16 protein-coding genes are annotated in these 14,082 nt (G+C 51.4%); 9 read left to right on the top strand and 7 right to left on the bottom strand.

Annotated elements, in window-relative coordinates; translation table 11 throughout:
- Positions 1-70 precede the first annotated feature (70 nt).
- Positions 71-949, top strand: coding sequence for a DUF2515 family protein (locus tag G9409_RS10075; protein WP_166808635.1), 879 nt, complete (start codon positions 71-73; stop codon positions 947-949).
- 1 nt (position 950) lies between these two features.
- On the opposite strand, the gene G9409_RS10070 is transcribed toward G9409_RS10075, so the two are convergent.
- A complete protein-coding gene (locus G9409_RS10070) occupies positions 951-1,709 on the bottom strand; it encodes a SagB/ThcOx family dehydrogenase (protein WP_166808634.1) in 759 nt (252 codons plus the stop codon).
- A gap of 242 nt (positions 1,710-1,951) precedes the next feature.
- Entirely contained in the window at positions 1,952-2,179 is a 228-nt protein-coding gene (locus G9409_RS10065; protein WP_040433469.1) for a hypothetical protein, read from the bottom strand.
- 362 nt (positions 2,180-2,541) lie between these two features.
- Here G9409_RS10065 and G9409_RS10060 point away from each other — a divergent pair, with 362 nt between their 5' ends.
- Positions 2,542-3,405: a hypothetical protein gene (locus G9409_RS10060; RefSeq protein ID WP_166808633.1), complete on the top strand. Its 864-nt coding sequence runs from the start codon at positions 2,542-2,544 to the stop codon at positions 3,403-3,405.
- A 110-nt stretch (positions 3,406-3,515) separates the two neighbouring features.
- On the opposite strand, the gene G9409_RS10055 is transcribed toward G9409_RS10060, so the two are convergent.
- Complete coding sequence (locus tag G9409_RS10055; RefSeq protein ID WP_166808632.1) at positions 3,516-4,328, bottom strand: nuclear transport factor 2 family protein; 813 nt, start codon at positions 4,326-4,328, stop codon at positions 3,516-3,518.
- A gap of 235 nt (positions 4,329-4,563) precedes the next feature.
- Here G9409_RS10055 and G9409_RS10050 point away from each other — a divergent pair, with 235 nt between their 5' ends.
- Together G9409_RS10050 and G9409_RS10045 are read left to right on the top strand one after the other, a co-directional pair.
- On the top strand, positions 4,564-4,923 hold the full coding sequence (locus tag G9409_RS10050) for a hypothetical protein (protein ID WP_166808631.1): 360 nt from the start codon (positions 4,564-4,566) through the stop codon (positions 4,921-4,923).
- Positions 4,924-4,933: 10 nt separating this feature from the next.
- Positions 4,934-5,353 (top strand): hypothetical protein, encoded by a 420-nt coding sequence (locus G9409_RS10045; protein WP_166808630.1) that lies wholly within the window; start codon positions 4,934-4,936, stop codon positions 5,351-5,353.
- A 17-nt stretch (positions 5,354-5,370) separates the two neighbouring features.
- Here the strand turns inward: G9409_RS10045 and G9409_RS10040 are convergent, their stop codons facing one another.
- On the bottom strand, positions 5,371-6,804 hold the full coding sequence (locus G9409_RS10040; protein ID WP_166808629.1) for a DUF4403 family protein: 1,434 nt from the start codon (positions 6,802-6,804) through the stop codon (positions 5,371-5,373).
- 318 nt (positions 6,805-7,122) lie between these two features.
- Here G9409_RS10040 and G9409_RS10035 point away from each other — a divergent pair, with 318 nt between their 5' ends.
- The 3 genes from G9409_RS10035 (at position 7,123) to pfkA (ending at position 9,755) form a co-directional block, all read left to right on the top strand.
- Entirely contained in the window at positions 7,123-8,145 is a 1,023-nt protein-coding gene (locus G9409_RS10035; RefSeq protein WP_166808628.1) for an NAD(P)-dependent oxidoreductase, read from the top strand.
- Between the two features lie 60 nt (positions 8,146-8,205).
- Complete coding sequence (locus G9409_RS10030; RefSeq protein WP_166808627.1) at positions 8,206-8,667, top strand: hypothetical protein; 462 nt, start codon at positions 8,206-8,208, stop codon at positions 8,665-8,667.
- Between the two features lie 83 nt (positions 8,668-8,750).
- The gene (pfkA, locus tag G9409_RS10025) at positions 8,751-9,755 is read left to right on the top strand and encodes a 6-phosphofructokinase (protein ID WP_166808626.1); all 1,005 of its coding nucleotides are present in this window, start codon (positions 8,751-8,753) and stop codon (positions 9,753-9,755) included.
- 192 nt (positions 9,756-9,947) lie between these two features.
- Here pfkA and G9409_RS10020 read toward each other — a convergent pair whose 3' ends face one another.
- Complete coding sequence (locus G9409_RS10020) at positions 9,948-10,175, bottom strand: YgaP family membrane protein (RefSeq protein WP_166808625.1); 228 nt, start codon at positions 10,173-10,175, stop codon at positions 9,948-9,950.
- 174 nt (positions 10,176-10,349) lie between these two features.
- On the opposite strand from G9409_RS10020, the gene G9409_RS10015 reads away from it, so the two are divergent.
- Positions 10,350-11,105, top strand: a complete 756-nt coding sequence (locus G9409_RS10015) for a metal ABC transporter ATP-binding protein (RefSeq protein WP_208019710.1) — start codon at positions 10,350-10,352, stop codon at positions 11,103-11,105.
- A complete protein-coding gene (locus G9409_RS10010; RefSeq protein ID WP_328700139.1) occupies positions 11,098-11,952 on the top strand; it encodes a metal ABC transporter permease in 855 nt (284 codons plus the stop codon). The genes G9409_RS10015 and G9409_RS10010 overlap by 8 nt, the downstream gene beginning before the upstream one ends.
- Before the next feature lie 88 nt (positions 11,953-12,040).
- On the opposite strand, the gene G9409_RS10005 is transcribed toward G9409_RS10010, so the two are convergent.
- Both G9409_RS10005 and G9409_RS10000 read right to left on the bottom strand, forming a co-directional pair.
- On the bottom strand, positions 12,041-13,729 hold the full coding sequence (locus G9409_RS10005; protein WP_166808624.1) for a PAS domain S-box protein: 1,689 nt from the start codon (positions 13,727-13,729) through the stop codon (positions 12,041-12,043).
- Complete coding sequence (locus G9409_RS10000) at positions 13,710-14,045, bottom strand: hypothetical protein (RefSeq protein WP_166808623.1); 336 nt, start codon at positions 14,043-14,045, stop codon at positions 13,710-13,712. The genes G9409_RS10005 and G9409_RS10000 overlap by 20 nt, the downstream gene beginning before the upstream one ends.
- Positions 14,046-14,082: the final 37 nt, after the last annotated feature.

Raw genomic sequence — 14,082 nt, 5'->3', positions numbered from 1 at the left:
AAATTATTCGGCGCTCTTCTCTGTTTAGAATGCTGAGAGCATATCCTTCATTGAACCAGACTGCAATACTATGGCCCGATCAAAAGAGGAGTGGATTGAACTGCTTGAACACCGGCTTCCGCCGCTCGACAAGATAGCGGATCGCAACCGGGCCATCACCGCGCACTATGCCCGCTGGTATCTTGAGAAGCCGGAGCTCTTCAAGTGGAGCGGCATGGCTGCTTTTGCCTCGCGGCAGGTCGGTGTGGCTCTTGGGGTTTGCGAGCTGCTTCATGCTCCGGAACATAGAGAGAACACCGATGAGCAAGAAGGAGGCCTCTCCTCATTTGATGCGGGCAAACTGTTGCAGAACACCTTCAACAACCTGCTCTTTATTCCATCCTTTATGCATTCGGTTGCCGCTCAGCAGTTTTTTCTTGCCGATCTTGATCAGCTGCGGCTCGGCAACAACAATATCTTTGCCGATATCGGGTGGGCCCATGCACTTTTTCTTGAAAGCGGGTTTGGTGCCCTGGAAAAATGCTGCGGCCTGAAGGAGCAGGAGTTTCTCTTTGAGGGCTTCAGGCTGATTGATGAGGGTGATCAGCTGATTCGCCGTGGAGTTGACGAGGAGCGGGCGCACGCACTCATCTGGGAGGGCAATGTGCTTTTGTTGCGCCATGAACAGATCTCGACATTGCAGCCGATTTTTGATGCTATCAGCCAGCAGGGGAGGATTTTAATCTCCTTCGGCAGCGAGCTTGATTTTTCCGGAGGAGTCAGAGCCTCATTTTCAACCTATTCGGGTTATTTCGAAACCCTGACCGGCATGAAAAGTGTTACCGATTCCCGCCACCGCTGGCAGTGGATCGAGCATGATGTGCTTCCGGCATGGAAGCGCATGGAGTGCACCTTCTGCGAAGGTTCACCCCTGAAAAGGGAGCTTGAAGTGTTCGCAGCGATGCCTTGAGTTACCGTTTCTTTCCAACCGGGGCGAGGTAGATGGTGAACTCTTCCTCTCCGTCAATATGCAGCAGCCGGTCCATTCCCTCCTGGTCGTAGGCTGCAATGGCGCAGGTTCCGGCGTTGATTGCCTCGCATGCCAGGTAGAGGTTCTGGCAGACGTGACCGGCGTCAAGGGCAATGACCTTGTGGGCGGCCAGACCATATCGCCACTCCATGCGATAGGGGATGACTGTCCAGATGAAGGTGACGGCGGCATCTCCGGGGAATGGCTGGCCGAGCGCGGCTCTCGTTACCCTCTCTTCCAGGTGTTCAACCTGCTGTTCCAGGATGAGCTGGTGTTCAACGGGCTGGTAGCGGTAGATCCCTTTTTCAAGACCGGTTACGTTCAATATGCAGAGCAGGGTTTCAAAAGCGTGGCGGCATCCTGCTGAGGGGACCGTCCTCAGGGCATGGCCTGCATCGAGTTTGAGCTTTATTCCCTGGGTAGCCCAGAGCAGGAAGGAGAGCTCCTCAAGGGAGAGGGGGAGATCGCTGTAGGTGCGGCAGCTTTCGCGGCGCCCGATAGCAGTTTTGAGGTCGATATTGCCGATATCCTTCAGGCTCCCGATTTTCGGAAGCTCTATGGGATGAACATCCTGTCCGCAGGGTTTTTCAATTGGCGGGGGTGGAATCCGGCGGTTCTGATCGGTTTGGGAGAAATCGACCTGCTGACGGATAGTGTCTTTGAGGAACGAGCGGCTTGCTTCAAGGATCGCTTGCTTCATAAAGGGGAGTCTTTGTATTGTTTATCCTTCTCTACAAAGAGTACCTTCCAAAGCGGGCAAAGGTTCCCGTGCTTCGGCCGATATCATGATACATTGAAGCGGGGCTCAAGGGGATGCAGAAGGGGTGGGTTTTAGCGCATAAGAGAGCGTGCAGAACGATATGAACAATGCGCTATGCGCCGCAAAAAGACAAACGCCCTGAACCGTGAGGAAAAGGGCGCTTGTTGGCATCGTGAACGTGCTTACTTTTTCGGTGTGATGGCCGAAGAGATGCCGTTTGCTACATTCTGGACAAGCTGCAGGGCAGTGTTGGCCGTGTTTGTGACGATGTTGACACAGAGCTCTGTGCATGACTGGACGACCGTCGATGCAGAAGATACGCTGCTGGTCAGGGTGTCAGCAAGACTCTGTACCAGAGCGCCGAATGCATTAAAGAGGTCGGAAAAGACGCCGCCGTTTTCGTTTGCCATAATTGAAGGGTTGTTTATGTTTATGAGGTGAGTTGTACCGGTAAAAAAAAATGGTGTAAAACTGCCGGCAGCTCCCTGAAAAAAAAGCGCCCTGCAGCCATAAGGGTAAATATAGTATAAATGATCTTCCGGCTTGCAATGGTTGTGTTGTTTTGGCGGCGAAAAGCTGGTTTATTTCTTCACTGATTATTTCTCGATACACCGTTATCTGCCGATTATTTGTAGTGCAATGGAGGGTCAGGGGAACAGCCAAAGCGTTATCGATATTTTTAGCAGTACTGAAGCTGCCATCCAGGGGTATGAGGTAAGGGGGTAATGAGACGGGGCGTTACCGATTGATTCAACAAACAGGGAGAGGGGGCATGATCACAATTCTGAATCGGGTTGACATTCTCTTTGACAGCCTGGAGCACTTCTGGGAGCACAAGCGCACCGAACGGGCAGCGGCCAACCTCCTGATTGTCACGTTTCTCGGAGCACTTCTCCTGATCGAGCTTCGCCGTCAGGGATGGCTTCCGGATGCCGTAGCCTCAGTTCTGCCCACAAGCCACTATTATGCCATCAATATTGCCTTTTCCATGCTGCTTGCCATTGAAGTACTTGCCCTGGTATTCAGCCTTGCGAACTCGGTTTCAGATTCGGTCGGCAAACAGTTCGAGATTCTTTCACTGATTCTGCTGCGGCACTCGTTCAAGGAGATCATCTACTTTAAAGAGCCGCTTATATGGGCAGAGGCCCCGGAACCGGTTATGCATATCCTCTCCTATGCCGGCGGCGCGCTTTTGCTCTTTCTCCTGCTCGGACTCTATTACAAACTCCAGAAACACCGCGTATTGAATCAAAGCATCGCCGTTACAACCGAGTTTATCTCCTCCAAAAAATTAGTATCCCTGCTGCTTCTCTGCATTTTCAGCGGAATGGGTATTGCCGATGCGCTCCTTTATCTGGGCGGGGAGCCTGTATTTGATTTTTTTGCACTCTTCTACACGATTCTTGTTTTCAGCGATGTGCTGCTGGTACTGGTTTCGCTCCGCTACAGTTCAAACTATCAGATTGTATTTCGTAACTCCGGGTTTGCCGTGGCCACGGTGGTTGTACGGCTCGCACTTACCGCTCCGCCCTACATTGCTGTGCTTCTCGGTGTCGGGGCAATGCTTTTTGCCATCGGCATCACCTTTGCCTACAACAGATTTGAAAAAATCGATACACATGCAGAGCTGTCATGAGTCATTTGCGCTTGTGGAGTGATCAACAACAAAAGGAAGGCCGTCCGTTAACGCAACGGACGGCCTTGAAGAGAGCGGAAATGGGGTGTTTCAGAAGATCGCAGGATGGATCATTTGACATCGAGGAAAAATCCGATCAGCTTCCATGAAACACCTTCATAGATATACTTGGATTCAAATGAGACTACACTTGGTTTTGTCGGGTAGTGGCCTCTGATTATAAGAACTCCGTCCTGATTGATTGATGCCTCCTGGTCAAGGATCGGCACAAGGGGATCAAGCACGGTCAGGTCGATATCGGCTTTGATTATCGGAGCATAGCCTTCGTTCAGCTTTTCCGTCGTGAACTGCGACTGCCACATGTTTGAGATAGTGTTTCTGAAGTGCCCCATGTTTTTGCTCTTTATCGAGAGCGCAAAGTCATGCATGGACTGTCTGGCGAGGGCTATCTGCTCAGCTTTGCCGGGAACGGTTGTCGCCGATTTTTTCGGTGTGGTTCCTGCAGAGGCTTCTGAAGATTCAGATGGCTGAAGACCGGCGGTCGGTTTTTGCATGGCATAAATTTTCCACTCATCATTCTCCTTGATGAACATAAGCTTGATGGGGATGTTGCCGCCTGTTTCAGTGGTAATGGTGCCGTTGAGTTCACCCCTTCCGCCGTTTATGCTGCTCTCGGCCCATTTAGCTTCCTTAAAGTTCAGGAGGGCACTTCTTGACAGAAACTCTTTCAGGGCCTCTTCATTGGTACTTGCCTTGAACTCCTCGGAGAGATAGGTCCGGGCCTTGGTCATATCCTGCTGTTTCACGGACCCGAAAAAGTCATCGGCCGTTGACCTCATTCCCGAAGTGGCAAACATCACTACAGCAAGAAGAAGGACAATCACCGCGGCAATGCCGGTGAGAATTTTCCATCCTTTTTTCATAATTCCTCCATTAATGTTTGGTAAAAGAGGATAAATGATGATTTGTCTATGACATATATATCAGAAAGTTACGACATATATATTTATCGATCAAGGTTGTCCTGACTCAAGGCGAGAAGGGGGGCTGACTTAAGGGGGAAGGATTGATCCAATATTCCGCCTGCAATAGATTTTAGGCGGTAAATGGTTATTTTACAAAATATTGATGATTGATTTTAACGTAAAAACATAACAAATGAGTGACCGTATACATCTTCATGAAGATCCAAGATTTGCCGCCGTAGCAGCCGATCTGGAGCGCATACGACAGGAGATTATCGCAAAGGGGAAGCTGCTTCCGTTGACAGGTTCAAAGGATGGTGACGTGGTCATCGTCTTTGACTCCTATGGTGAGGGCAAGGAAGCCGAGCCGAGTATTCTCATCCAGGTTACTTCACCCGAAGAGTTTAACGGGGCAGAAACACTCCTTGATGAATTTGAGGACTATGTGATTGATGCACTTGAAGTTGCTTCCCGTGAGTGGTCACAGGAGGTGACGGAGTTGCTGGGTGATGACCGGCCGGTAATCCTGCTTATTAACGGCGAAGAGGTATAGGATTACAGTTATGGCTGTCATGACCGAGTTTATCGATCTGATTGTACCTGTTGCAATCATTGAAGAGAAGTATCCCGGAGGGTGGGAACAATGCCTCAGCGATCACAAGCGGGCGATCGGCGGCAGGGTCTGGTTTGATGACCATCTGTTTCGTGATGGTGCCATGAACCCCGATGCGATGGATGCGCTGCTCAAAGCGTGGTGGAAGATGGGGTTTGAGTGTTACACCGAAAAGGATGGTGTACGGCAGTGGAAGGATCTCTGTGTCTATGAAGGGTTGCATGGGGGATTGCAGATGCCCTGTGAGTGGCTCGGAGAGGATCCTGCAAACCGCACACTCTATCTGAGGGGAACCCAGCCGGGCGAAATAAAGGGTAGGGACTGGGATCTGTGCGATGAGTGGGAAGCTCCGGTATTTCCGGGATTGTGAAGCCGCCAGGCCTCTTTTCAGTGGATCCTTATTGGCCTGCCTGCCTTGATTTTTTTCAGCCTGATTGTCGTTTCGGTTTCCGCGTTGATGATAAAGTGGATCATCTCCTTTCCCATCAGGATGTCGCACTGTTTGATAGCCAGATTTTCAACCCTGAGGTCTATGGTCCGCCCGGTCTTTCCCTTTGCGATGGCATGGTTGATGAGCGCGGGCAATTTCATAATCAGGGTATCCAGTCCAAGGTTAAGCTTCGATGCAATACGTTCCCGCAACAGATTGTGCAGCACCTCATCCCCTCTCTCTACCAGCAGGCTGCCGGAGTTGACGGTAAAGTCAAAATTCTGCACCTTCAGCCTCTGTGTCGGAATATCAAAAACCGGACGGCCGGTCAGATAAAAACGGCCATCAAGATCCCCTCCGGTATCTACCGCCACCGTTAATCCTTCCGTCGAGGTGTAGGCTCGGATATCAAGTATGGCGATGCGGTATCCCTTTGAGAGGATTTCAGTTCCGTGCAGTATTTTGTTTAACTGCTGATTGATTTCATCAAATGAGGTGCTTGCATAGATGAAAAGATCCGATTCCGGCTGCTTCTCCCGGGTAGCCAGCTCTCTGTAATCCGGCAGACGAAGGTGAGCTCTCTGTGCGGTTGTGTCGGTTACAAGAAGCATTTTTGCCTTTACGCTGGCAAAGCAGACAATGTCGCTCTTCTGCAGCTTGATGTTGCCGCTGATATCGTTGCAGTTGAACCGTATCCAGACCGGAGCCGGGTAGCTGGTGATGCGAATCGGCTTCTGCAGGTCATGCCAAACATGGGCAACGGTTTTTCGCAGTGAGGCGGCCTTGTTGATCTCCTGGTCAACCATTGATGTCAGGCTGTTGCTGTTCAGGCTTATGGCATCATCAAGCTGCTTCCGGATGTTTTTTTTGAATGGTCCCAATTTGATGACCGGTTCGCTTAACCATTGATGCTCCCTGATGGTGAATTTCGTTTTCAGTCGCCAGTTTCTGTCGAGATCGATGGGCGTTGAGAGCGTGAGGATAATGCCGGTGTGAAAGGGGGAGACGAGCCCGGAGAGTGTTTTGCCGAACCGGCTGTCGAGCAGGGTGGCATCAACGGTCAATGGCAGGGTGCAGAGCAGTTCCCGGCCGGTGGAGGTGATGGTTATGCTGCCGGCTTTGGTGAGCGTGAGCAGGATCTGCTCTTTTTCGGACTCCTGAAGAAAAAGGGTTGTCTCAAGGAATTTTCCTGTGATTTTTTGGTTCAGGTAGTCGGCAAGGCTCTTAACCTCAATAATGATCGGAATATTGAAGGTGGATTGCGGAATATCGATGATGATTTTTTCATTGATCGCAGCGGGGGGCACAACACTATTCTTTCTCAAAAGATAGTAGAGTCCCGAAGCAAGGAGTCCCAGGAGAAGGGTGGTGATCAGGAGTGCTTTTTTCATCTCCCCGGTTGTTCACATTAAACGAGTTGTGCGCATGCTTTCACTGTTCCGGGTGTTCATTTGACGGCAATGCCGCACCAGAATCCGGTTTGCATGAACTCAAACACTCTTTACCCTCTATTGATTGCACCCTCTTCCCTGTTCTCGTTCGGAGAATCCGGAGTGAGCTCATCGGGCTCTGTTGCCGGGAGAGCGGAATGAGTGGGCATTAACGGAGCCGTGGGGGTTTGAAGAGCGGATAATAAGCTGTATTTTCAGCTATTGCATCTCGCTTGCAGGGAAGTTTCCTGCAATGAATTTAAAAACCATCTCCTGTACGTGAATACTTCATCCCACTCTCAGGCAGTAACTCCAAAACGGTTGTTTGTTGTCGGTGCCACCGGTTATATCGGCAAATTTGTTGTCCGTGAACTGGTATCGAGAGGCTATGAGGTGGTGAGTTTTGCCCGGGAGCGCTCGGGGGTCGGAGCCATGACCAAAGCGGATGAGCTTCGCGTGCAGCTCAAGGGCTCCGAAGTACGGTTCGGTGATGTGAGCAGCCTTGACTCACTCTTGCAGAGCGGTATCCGGGGCGAGCATTTTGATGTTGTGGTCTCATGCCTGACCTCTCGCAACGGGGGAGTGAAGGATTCATGGAATATCGATTATCAGGCAACCCGCAATGCGCTTGATGCAGCCAAAGAGGCCGGAGCAGGGCACTTTGTGCTGCTCTCGGCGATCTGTGTCCAGAAGCCGCTGCTCGAGTTCCAGAGAGCCAAGCTGAAGTTCGAGAAGGAGCTTCAGGAGTCCGGGCTTACCTGGTCGATTGTGCGACCGACCGCTTTTTTCAAATCCATTGCCGGTCAGGTTGAAGCGGTAAAAAAAGGAAAACCCTATGTTGTGTTCGGCAACGGCGCATTGACCGCCTGCAAGCCGATCAGCGAGCGGGATCTGGCCCGTTTTATTGCCGATTGCCTTGATGATCCCTCAAAGCAAAACAGGATTCTCCCCATCGGCGGACCGGGCAGGGCTATTACTGCCAGGGAGCAGGGCGAACTGCTGTTTGAACTTCTCGGTCTTCCGCCTAAGTTCAAAAACATGCCGATACAGATGTTTGATGTTATCATTCCTGTCTTGACCCTGCTTGCCAGGATTTTTCCGAAACTTGAGGACAAGGCCGAGTTTGCCCGTATCGGCAAATACTACTGTTCGGAGTCCATGCTGGTGCTGAACCCGGTTACCGGCAAGTACGATGCAGAGATCACCCCTTCCTACGGCAGCGATACCCTGCGCGATTTTTACAAGCGGGTACTTCAGGAGGGGCTTGCAGGCCAGGAGCTCGGTGAGCACTCCATGTTCTGAGGATGGTCAACACGTTTTTTTTGCCGCCGGCGGCTCTTTTCATTTCAAACGAATGCCTCTATGCTCAAAGCCTTTCTCAAGGAGATGAAAAAGACCCTCTTCCCGCATGCCATTGCTGCCCATTTCAGCAACGGTCTGATTCCCGTTGCCGTGCTATTTCTTCTGCTCTCACTCTCTTCAGGCGATGTGTATTTTGAGCATACCGTCAGTCACCTGCTTGTTATCGTGCTGATGGCCATTCCGGTCTCCTTTGTTTCCGGCATTTATGACTGGAAAACGAAGTACAAGGCGGCAAAAGCGCCCATATTTATAAAAAAAATCCGCCTCTCCATTCTGCTGTTTATACTCTGTACTACGACAGTTTCTATCCGTCTGGGCGTGCCCGGGGTGATGCATCAGGAGGGTATGCTGCACTGGCTCTATATTGCACTGCTCGTATCCATGCTGCCGGTGGTGGTGCTGCTCGGTCATTATGGCGGGAAACTATCGGCAGCACAACGATCGGCAGGCGCCAGAAAATAAGGATCCGCCAGGCGGCTTGACAACGCCGAGCCGCACCCTATCATGAGCGGCGGTACTCACAACAGATCTCAAGCGAAGAAACGATGAAAACAGCAGAAAAGATGAACCGATCGGCACTCAGCAGGATTGCACTCTTTACCTCCGGTGGTGATGCTCCGGGTATGAATGCTGCCATTCGGGCGGTAACGCGAGCCGCCATAGCCGCCAATCTTGAGGTGATCGGCATCCGCCGGGGGTATCAGGGGATGATTGAAGGGGATTTTCTGCCTCTTTATGCCTCGGATGTGAGCGGTATTATTCATCTGGGCGGAACCATGCTTCGAACGGCCCGGAGTAATGCCTTCAGAACTCCGGAAGGCCGCAGCAGGGCCTATGAGCAGCTGAAAAATGCTGCTATTGATGCCGTTGTGGTCATCGGCGGCGACGGCTCATTCAGAGGGGCTCAGGAGATGTCACAGGAGTATCCGGTTTCGTTTGTCGGTATTCCGGCCACCATAGACAATGATATGTATGGTACCGATTACACCATCGGCTTTGAGACGGCATTGAACACCGTTGTGGAGGCGGTCGATAAAATAAGGGATACAGCGCGCTCGCATGGCCGGATATTTTTTGTGGAGGTGATGGGTCGGGAGGCCGGTCAGCTTGCTCTGCACAGCGGAATTGCCTGCGGGGCAGAGGTGATACTGATTCCCGAGTCGAGTGCGGAGGGGGGAGAGCTGCATAATTTTCTGAAACACGGCTATAAAAACAAGGAGAGCAGCGGAATTGTCATTGTTGCAGAGGGTGATGAAACCGGTGGCGCCATGAAAATTGCCGAACGTGTGCGCCGGGATCATCCGGAGCTGGAAGTTCGGGTTTCCATTCTCGGCCATATACAGCGGGGAGGAAACCCTACAGCTGATGACCGGATCAATGCGACAAGAATGGGTGTTGCGGCTATTGAGGCCCTGCTTGCCGGAGAGAAAAATATCATGATCGGACTTGCCAGGGATAAAATTGTACAGGTACCCTTTAAAACCGCAGTAAAGCTTTGCCACCGAATTGACGAGCAACTGCTTGATATTCAGCGACTTATGAACATTTAGTGTTCTATATTCAGATGAAGAAGTGTGCGGGGCGTCAGAGCGCGCTCGTGTCTGCCATGCTTTCTCGGGGGTATGGTTGGGAGCATGATAAAAGAAGCAGTTACAGCTGGGTTCCAATAACCGGCTGTAACTGCTGAATCGAGTGCGTTATGATCGATGAAAAAGAGGGGTCAGGCAGTGTGGCTATGCTTGTCAGGGTTTGGGTGTGCCTGTTTTTACCGGTTTTTCATTGACCGTACAGGAGTTGCAGGAGGAAATTTTCAGAAGCGTATAGATGGGGCAAAATCCGGCAAGTGCAGTCAGAACAGGTATGAGGCCGATCGCTCCCCACCATGACTGGTTTATGATGCCGATAAACATAATCGACACGCCAATGATTATGCGGATGCCTTTATCATATTTCCCTATGTTTTTCTTCATTGGTTCCCTTTGATGAAAATTGAGTCTGTGTTATGCTTGAAATGAAAGAGTGTCGTGCTGTTAAATTACCATCACTTTACCTTTTTACCAATCGCTCCGGTGCCTGTTTATGACAATACCGTTCAGGGAGAGCCCTGAAGGTTTGCTTTTACCTTGAACCATGAGTTATACCGCATGCCAGTGAGCATAACAATAAACAATGTAACCGCGGGGTATGACCGCCATCCGGTTGTACATCATCTCAGCGGTTCGTTTGCTGATGCCTCATTAACGGCTGTTGCGGGGCCCAATGGAGGCGGGAAGAGCACCCTGCTTAAAGCCCTTGTCGGCTTTGTTCCCTTGATGACCGGCCGTATTGATTTTGGCGGCATCAAGCCTGATGAAATTGCCTATCTGCCGCAGCAGTTTGAAATTGACCGTACCTTTCCGATTTCGGTTATTGATGTTGTTCTGCTTGGTAACTGGTCGAGAACCGGCGCTTTTGCACCTATGGGTAAATTGCACAGAAAAGAGGCTCTGGATGCTCTTGCCGAGGTTGATATGGCGGCGTTTGCCTCCCGACCTGTTGTTTCGCTCTCCACCGGTCAGTGGCAGCGTGTGCTTTTTGCCCGCATTATTGTGCAGCGCGCACGCCTGATTCTGCTTGACGAGCCCTTTGCGGCAATAGACGGTCATACAACCCTTGAATTAATGCAGCAGCTGAAACAGTGGTGTCGAAATGGCGTTACGATCATCTGCGTCATGCATGATCTCAATCTGGTTCGTGCCCATTTTCCTCAATCACTGCTGCTCTCCAGAGAGCTTATTGCCTGGGGTAGTACTGCCGATGTGCTCAGTCAGGAAAATCTTGAAGCCGCGCTTGAACGAAGGGGGAGCTGGCAGGAGTCACTTGAACGCTGTGCAATCAACGGGGAGGAGCGGAGTGCATAGTGAATTATTGCTGGATCCCGCAATGAAGCGGGCGTTGACTGGAGCGGTTCTGGTCTCATGCAGCAGTGCCCCGCTGGGTGTATTTCTTGTCCTTCGCCGCATGAGTCTGCTCGGTGACATTATGGCGCACGCCATTCTGCCCGGTGTTGCGGCAGCTTTTATTCTCTTCGGCATGTCGATTCCGGCAATGAGTATCGGTGGTTTGGCTGCGGGGTTGACGGTTGCACTGCTGGCCGGGGTGGTATCGCGTTTTACCGCCTTGCGTGAAGATGCTTCTTTTGCAGCGCTCTATCTGATAGCCGTGGCCTCGGGCGTGTTGATGATCTCGCTGCATGGGACGGCTCAGGATCTGGAGGATATTCTTTTTGGTGATGCCCGATTACTGGATGAACAGATCCTTTCCGTTATGGCGGTTATCAGTGCATTGACGCTTCTGGCGCTTCTGCTGATCTATCGTACGCTTGTTGTCGAGTCATTTGATCCTGTATTTCTGCGTACCGTACGGGGAAACGGAGGCGTGGTGCATGCGGTTTTTATTACCCTTACCGTACTGAATATGGTCGCAAACTATCGGGCAATGGGGACGCTGATGTCGGCAGGGCTGATGCTTGTTCCGGCTATTGCTTCGCAGTTCTGGACACAACATCTGCGAAGCATGCTTGCTCTCGCTGTTGTCCTGGCGGTCAGCGGATCACTGCTCGGCCTTATCCTTGCTTTCAGCTGTAATCTCCCTTCCGGACCCTCCATAATTCTGATACTCGGGGGATTTTATCTCTTCTCCCTGCTGTTCGGGCGTTTTGGAAGCGTGAGGGCTCGATACTTCCCGTTTCGTCATTTTTCGAGATAGAGCCCCTTTTTCAGGGAACCGGATCCTTGCGTGACCGGCAGCACTTCATGTATTGCTGATGCTATCTGCACCATCTGAACCGGTTTATTCAGTGTCCTGGTGATACCGACCCGATTGATGGCCGGAGAAGTTTCAGGGCCTCCTCTATAACGGCCTGAACGCTTACGATTGCTGTAATGCTCTCGTGAGACTTGCTGAAGGTCAGGATTTGCGATACCAGATGCCGTGCCCGTTCGGCCGCCAGCATGGTCTCATTGAAATATTCGTGCATCGGCTCCTCACTCGACAGGCTCATTACCCCCATTTCTGTATACCCGAGGATCGGGGTGAGCAGGTTGTTGAAATCATGGGCAATGCCTCCGGCAAGTGTTCCTATGGTTTCAAGGAGCTGGGACTTGCGGAGTCGTGCCTCAAGCATGTTTTTCTCTTCCTCTTCCTTTTTCCTCCCGGTAATATCAATCACAATACCAGCAAAACGGAACACCTTTCCCCTGGCATTCCTGTATGGCGTTCCCCTTGACATCAGCCAGCGAAAGGAGCCGTCAACCTGACGTGTACGCCAGATGCTGTTGAATTCACTCCCGTTCTCTATTGCGTCGAAGTACTCCTTCTGTGTCTTTTCCCGGTCTTCCGGAGTGATGGTCTGCAGCCAGTTTTCAATGGTAGCTTCAACGCTGTGCGCTTCGAGTCCGAAGAGCTTCCATAATTCGTCAGACCAGATGTTGGTACCGGTTTCCAGCATACTCTCCCAGGTGCCGGCATTGGTTGCCGACATAATGAGATGCATCCGCTCATTGATGGCAATCAGTGACTCCTGGAATTGTTTGCGCTCGGTGAAGTTAATGATGATCGAATAGAGCAGGGACTTGCTCTGGATGGTAATCGGGCCGCTTACAACCTCAACATCACGGAAAGAGCCGTCAGCGCGACAGTGGCGGAAAATAAAATAGTTACGCTCCTCTTTTTTGGCTCGCTGCATTTCGGCCTGAATTTCGGTAGCGCTCAGCATGTTGATCTGACTGATATTCATCCGGCAGAGCACCTCAAGCGTCCAGCCGTAGTAGGTTACGGCTGCCGGATTGGCATCAATAATACTGCCGTTATCCGGATCCACAATCAGCATGACGGTATGTTTGTTCTGAAAGAGGCTTCTGTAGCGGGCTTCACTCTGCTTTATTTTGAGATCCGCCTCTTCATGTTCCTTGCGGTTTCGCTGCATCGTGATTCCGTAGGCCATATTGCCGGCCATGGAGGAGAGCAGCTCCGTCTCTTCATCGTTAAAGGCATCGGTCTTGTCAGAATAGATATTCAACACCCCGAATACATGATCATCTGTTTTCAGAGGAAGGCCCAGTGATGAGATATATCCGCGTGCCAGAGCCTCTCTGCGCCATGGAGCGAAACGGGGGTCGGCCTGCATGTTCCGGGTGGTAAATGGCCTGCCGGTGCGAACTGCACTCCCTCCGGGCCCCTGTCCATGTTCAATATCTGCCCAGGAGACCTTGAGCTTCTCCAGATGACCCGCATCGTAACCGGCTTTGGCTACAGGCAGAATACGTTTTTCCTCGTCATCCAGCGCATAACCCACCCAGGTCATGCGGTACCCTCCGGTTTCAACGATAATGGTGCAGATCTCCTGCAAGAGCTCCTCTTCGGATTGGGCATGCAGAAGAGCCTGATTGCAGTTGTTGATAGCCTGAAGTGCACGGCTCCGCTTATGAAGTTCGGTAATATCGGAGAGAATCAGCTGGCATTCATCACTCTTGCTGAGGTACACAGCCTCCACACGAACGTTGTGACCCTGCGGAGGCGTTTGAGCCCTCATTGGAAATAGTCAGATAGCCGAGAGGGGAGAAGTCATAAAGCGACGTGTAACGATCAAGAGAGCTCTCAAGCTCGGCTCTTGAATGCCGAAGCTCTTCCTGCTGCATTTCAAGTTCAAGCTGATGAACCGAAAGCTCATGGATAATACGGCGCATATCCTGGGGTGAAGTCAATGCATCAGGATCAATACTCAGCTTGTCCCGCAGGCGTTTTTCAGCCAGAAGCCGGAGTTCTGATGATGGCTCTGCAGGGACTCTCTTTTTATTCATGAACGGGTGTTCAGGCTCCTGAAGAGGTGAAGCGTAG

Source organism: Candidatus Chlorobium masyuteum, from assembly GCF_011601315.1.
Classification (GTDB): domain Bacteria; phylum Bacteroidota; class Chlorobiia; order Chlorobiales; family Chlorobiaceae; genus Chlorobium; species Chlorobium masyuteum.
Note: the sequence above shows the minus strand (reverse complement) of the source record. Positions and strands in the feature narration are given on the sequence as shown.

Bases quoted from the DNA above. Each gene is read 5' to 3' on its own strand.
- G9409_RS10075 (WP_166808635.1), top strand. From the start codon at position 71: ATGGCCCGATCAAAAGAGGAGTGGATTGAACTGCTTGAACACCGGCTT.
- G9409_RS10070 (WP_166808634.1), bottom strand. From the start codon at position 1,709: ATGAAGCAAGCGATCCTTGAAGCAAGCCGCTCGTTCCTCAAAGACACT.
- G9409_RS10065 (WP_040433469.1), bottom strand. From the start codon at position 2,179: ATGGCAAACGAAAACGGCGGCGTCTTTTCCGACCTCTTTAATGCATTC.
- G9409_RS10060 (WP_166808633.1), top strand. From the start codon at position 2,542: ATGATCACAATTCTGAATCGGGTTGACATTCTCTTTGACAGCCTGGAG.
- G9409_RS10055 (WP_166808632.1), bottom strand. From the start codon at position 4,328: ATGAAAAAAGGATGGAAAATTCTCACCGGCATTGCCGCGGTGATTGTC.
- G9409_RS10050 (WP_166808631.1), top strand. From the start codon at position 4,564: ATGAGTGACCGTATACATCTTCATGAAGATCCAAGATTTGCCGCCGTA.
- G9409_RS10045 (WP_166808630.1), top strand. From the start codon at position 4,934: ATGGCTGTCATGACCGAGTTTATCGATCTGATTGTACCTGTTGCAATC.
- G9409_RS10040 (WP_166808629.1), bottom strand. From the start codon at position 6,804: ATGAAAAAAGCACTCCTGATCACCACCCTTCTCCTGGGACTCCTTGCT.
- G9409_RS10030 (WP_166808627.1), top strand. From the start codon at position 8,206: ATGCTCAAAGCCTTTCTCAAGGAGATGAAAAAGACCCTCTTCCCGCAT.
- pfkA (WP_166808626.1), top strand. From the start codon at position 8,751: ATGAAAACAGCAGAAAAGATGAACCGATCGGCACTCAGCAGGATTGCA.
- G9409_RS10020 (WP_166808625.1), bottom strand. From the start codon at position 10,175: ATGAAGAAAAACATAGGGAAATATGATAAAGGCATCCGCATAATCATT.
- G9409_RS10015 (WP_208019710.1), top strand. From the start codon at position 10,350: ATGCCAGTGAGCATAACAATAAACAATGTAACCGCGGGGTATGACCGC.
- G9409_RS10000 (WP_166808623.1), bottom strand. From the start codon at position 14,045: ATGAATAAAAAGAGAGTCCCTGCAGAGCCATCATCAGAACTCCGGCTT.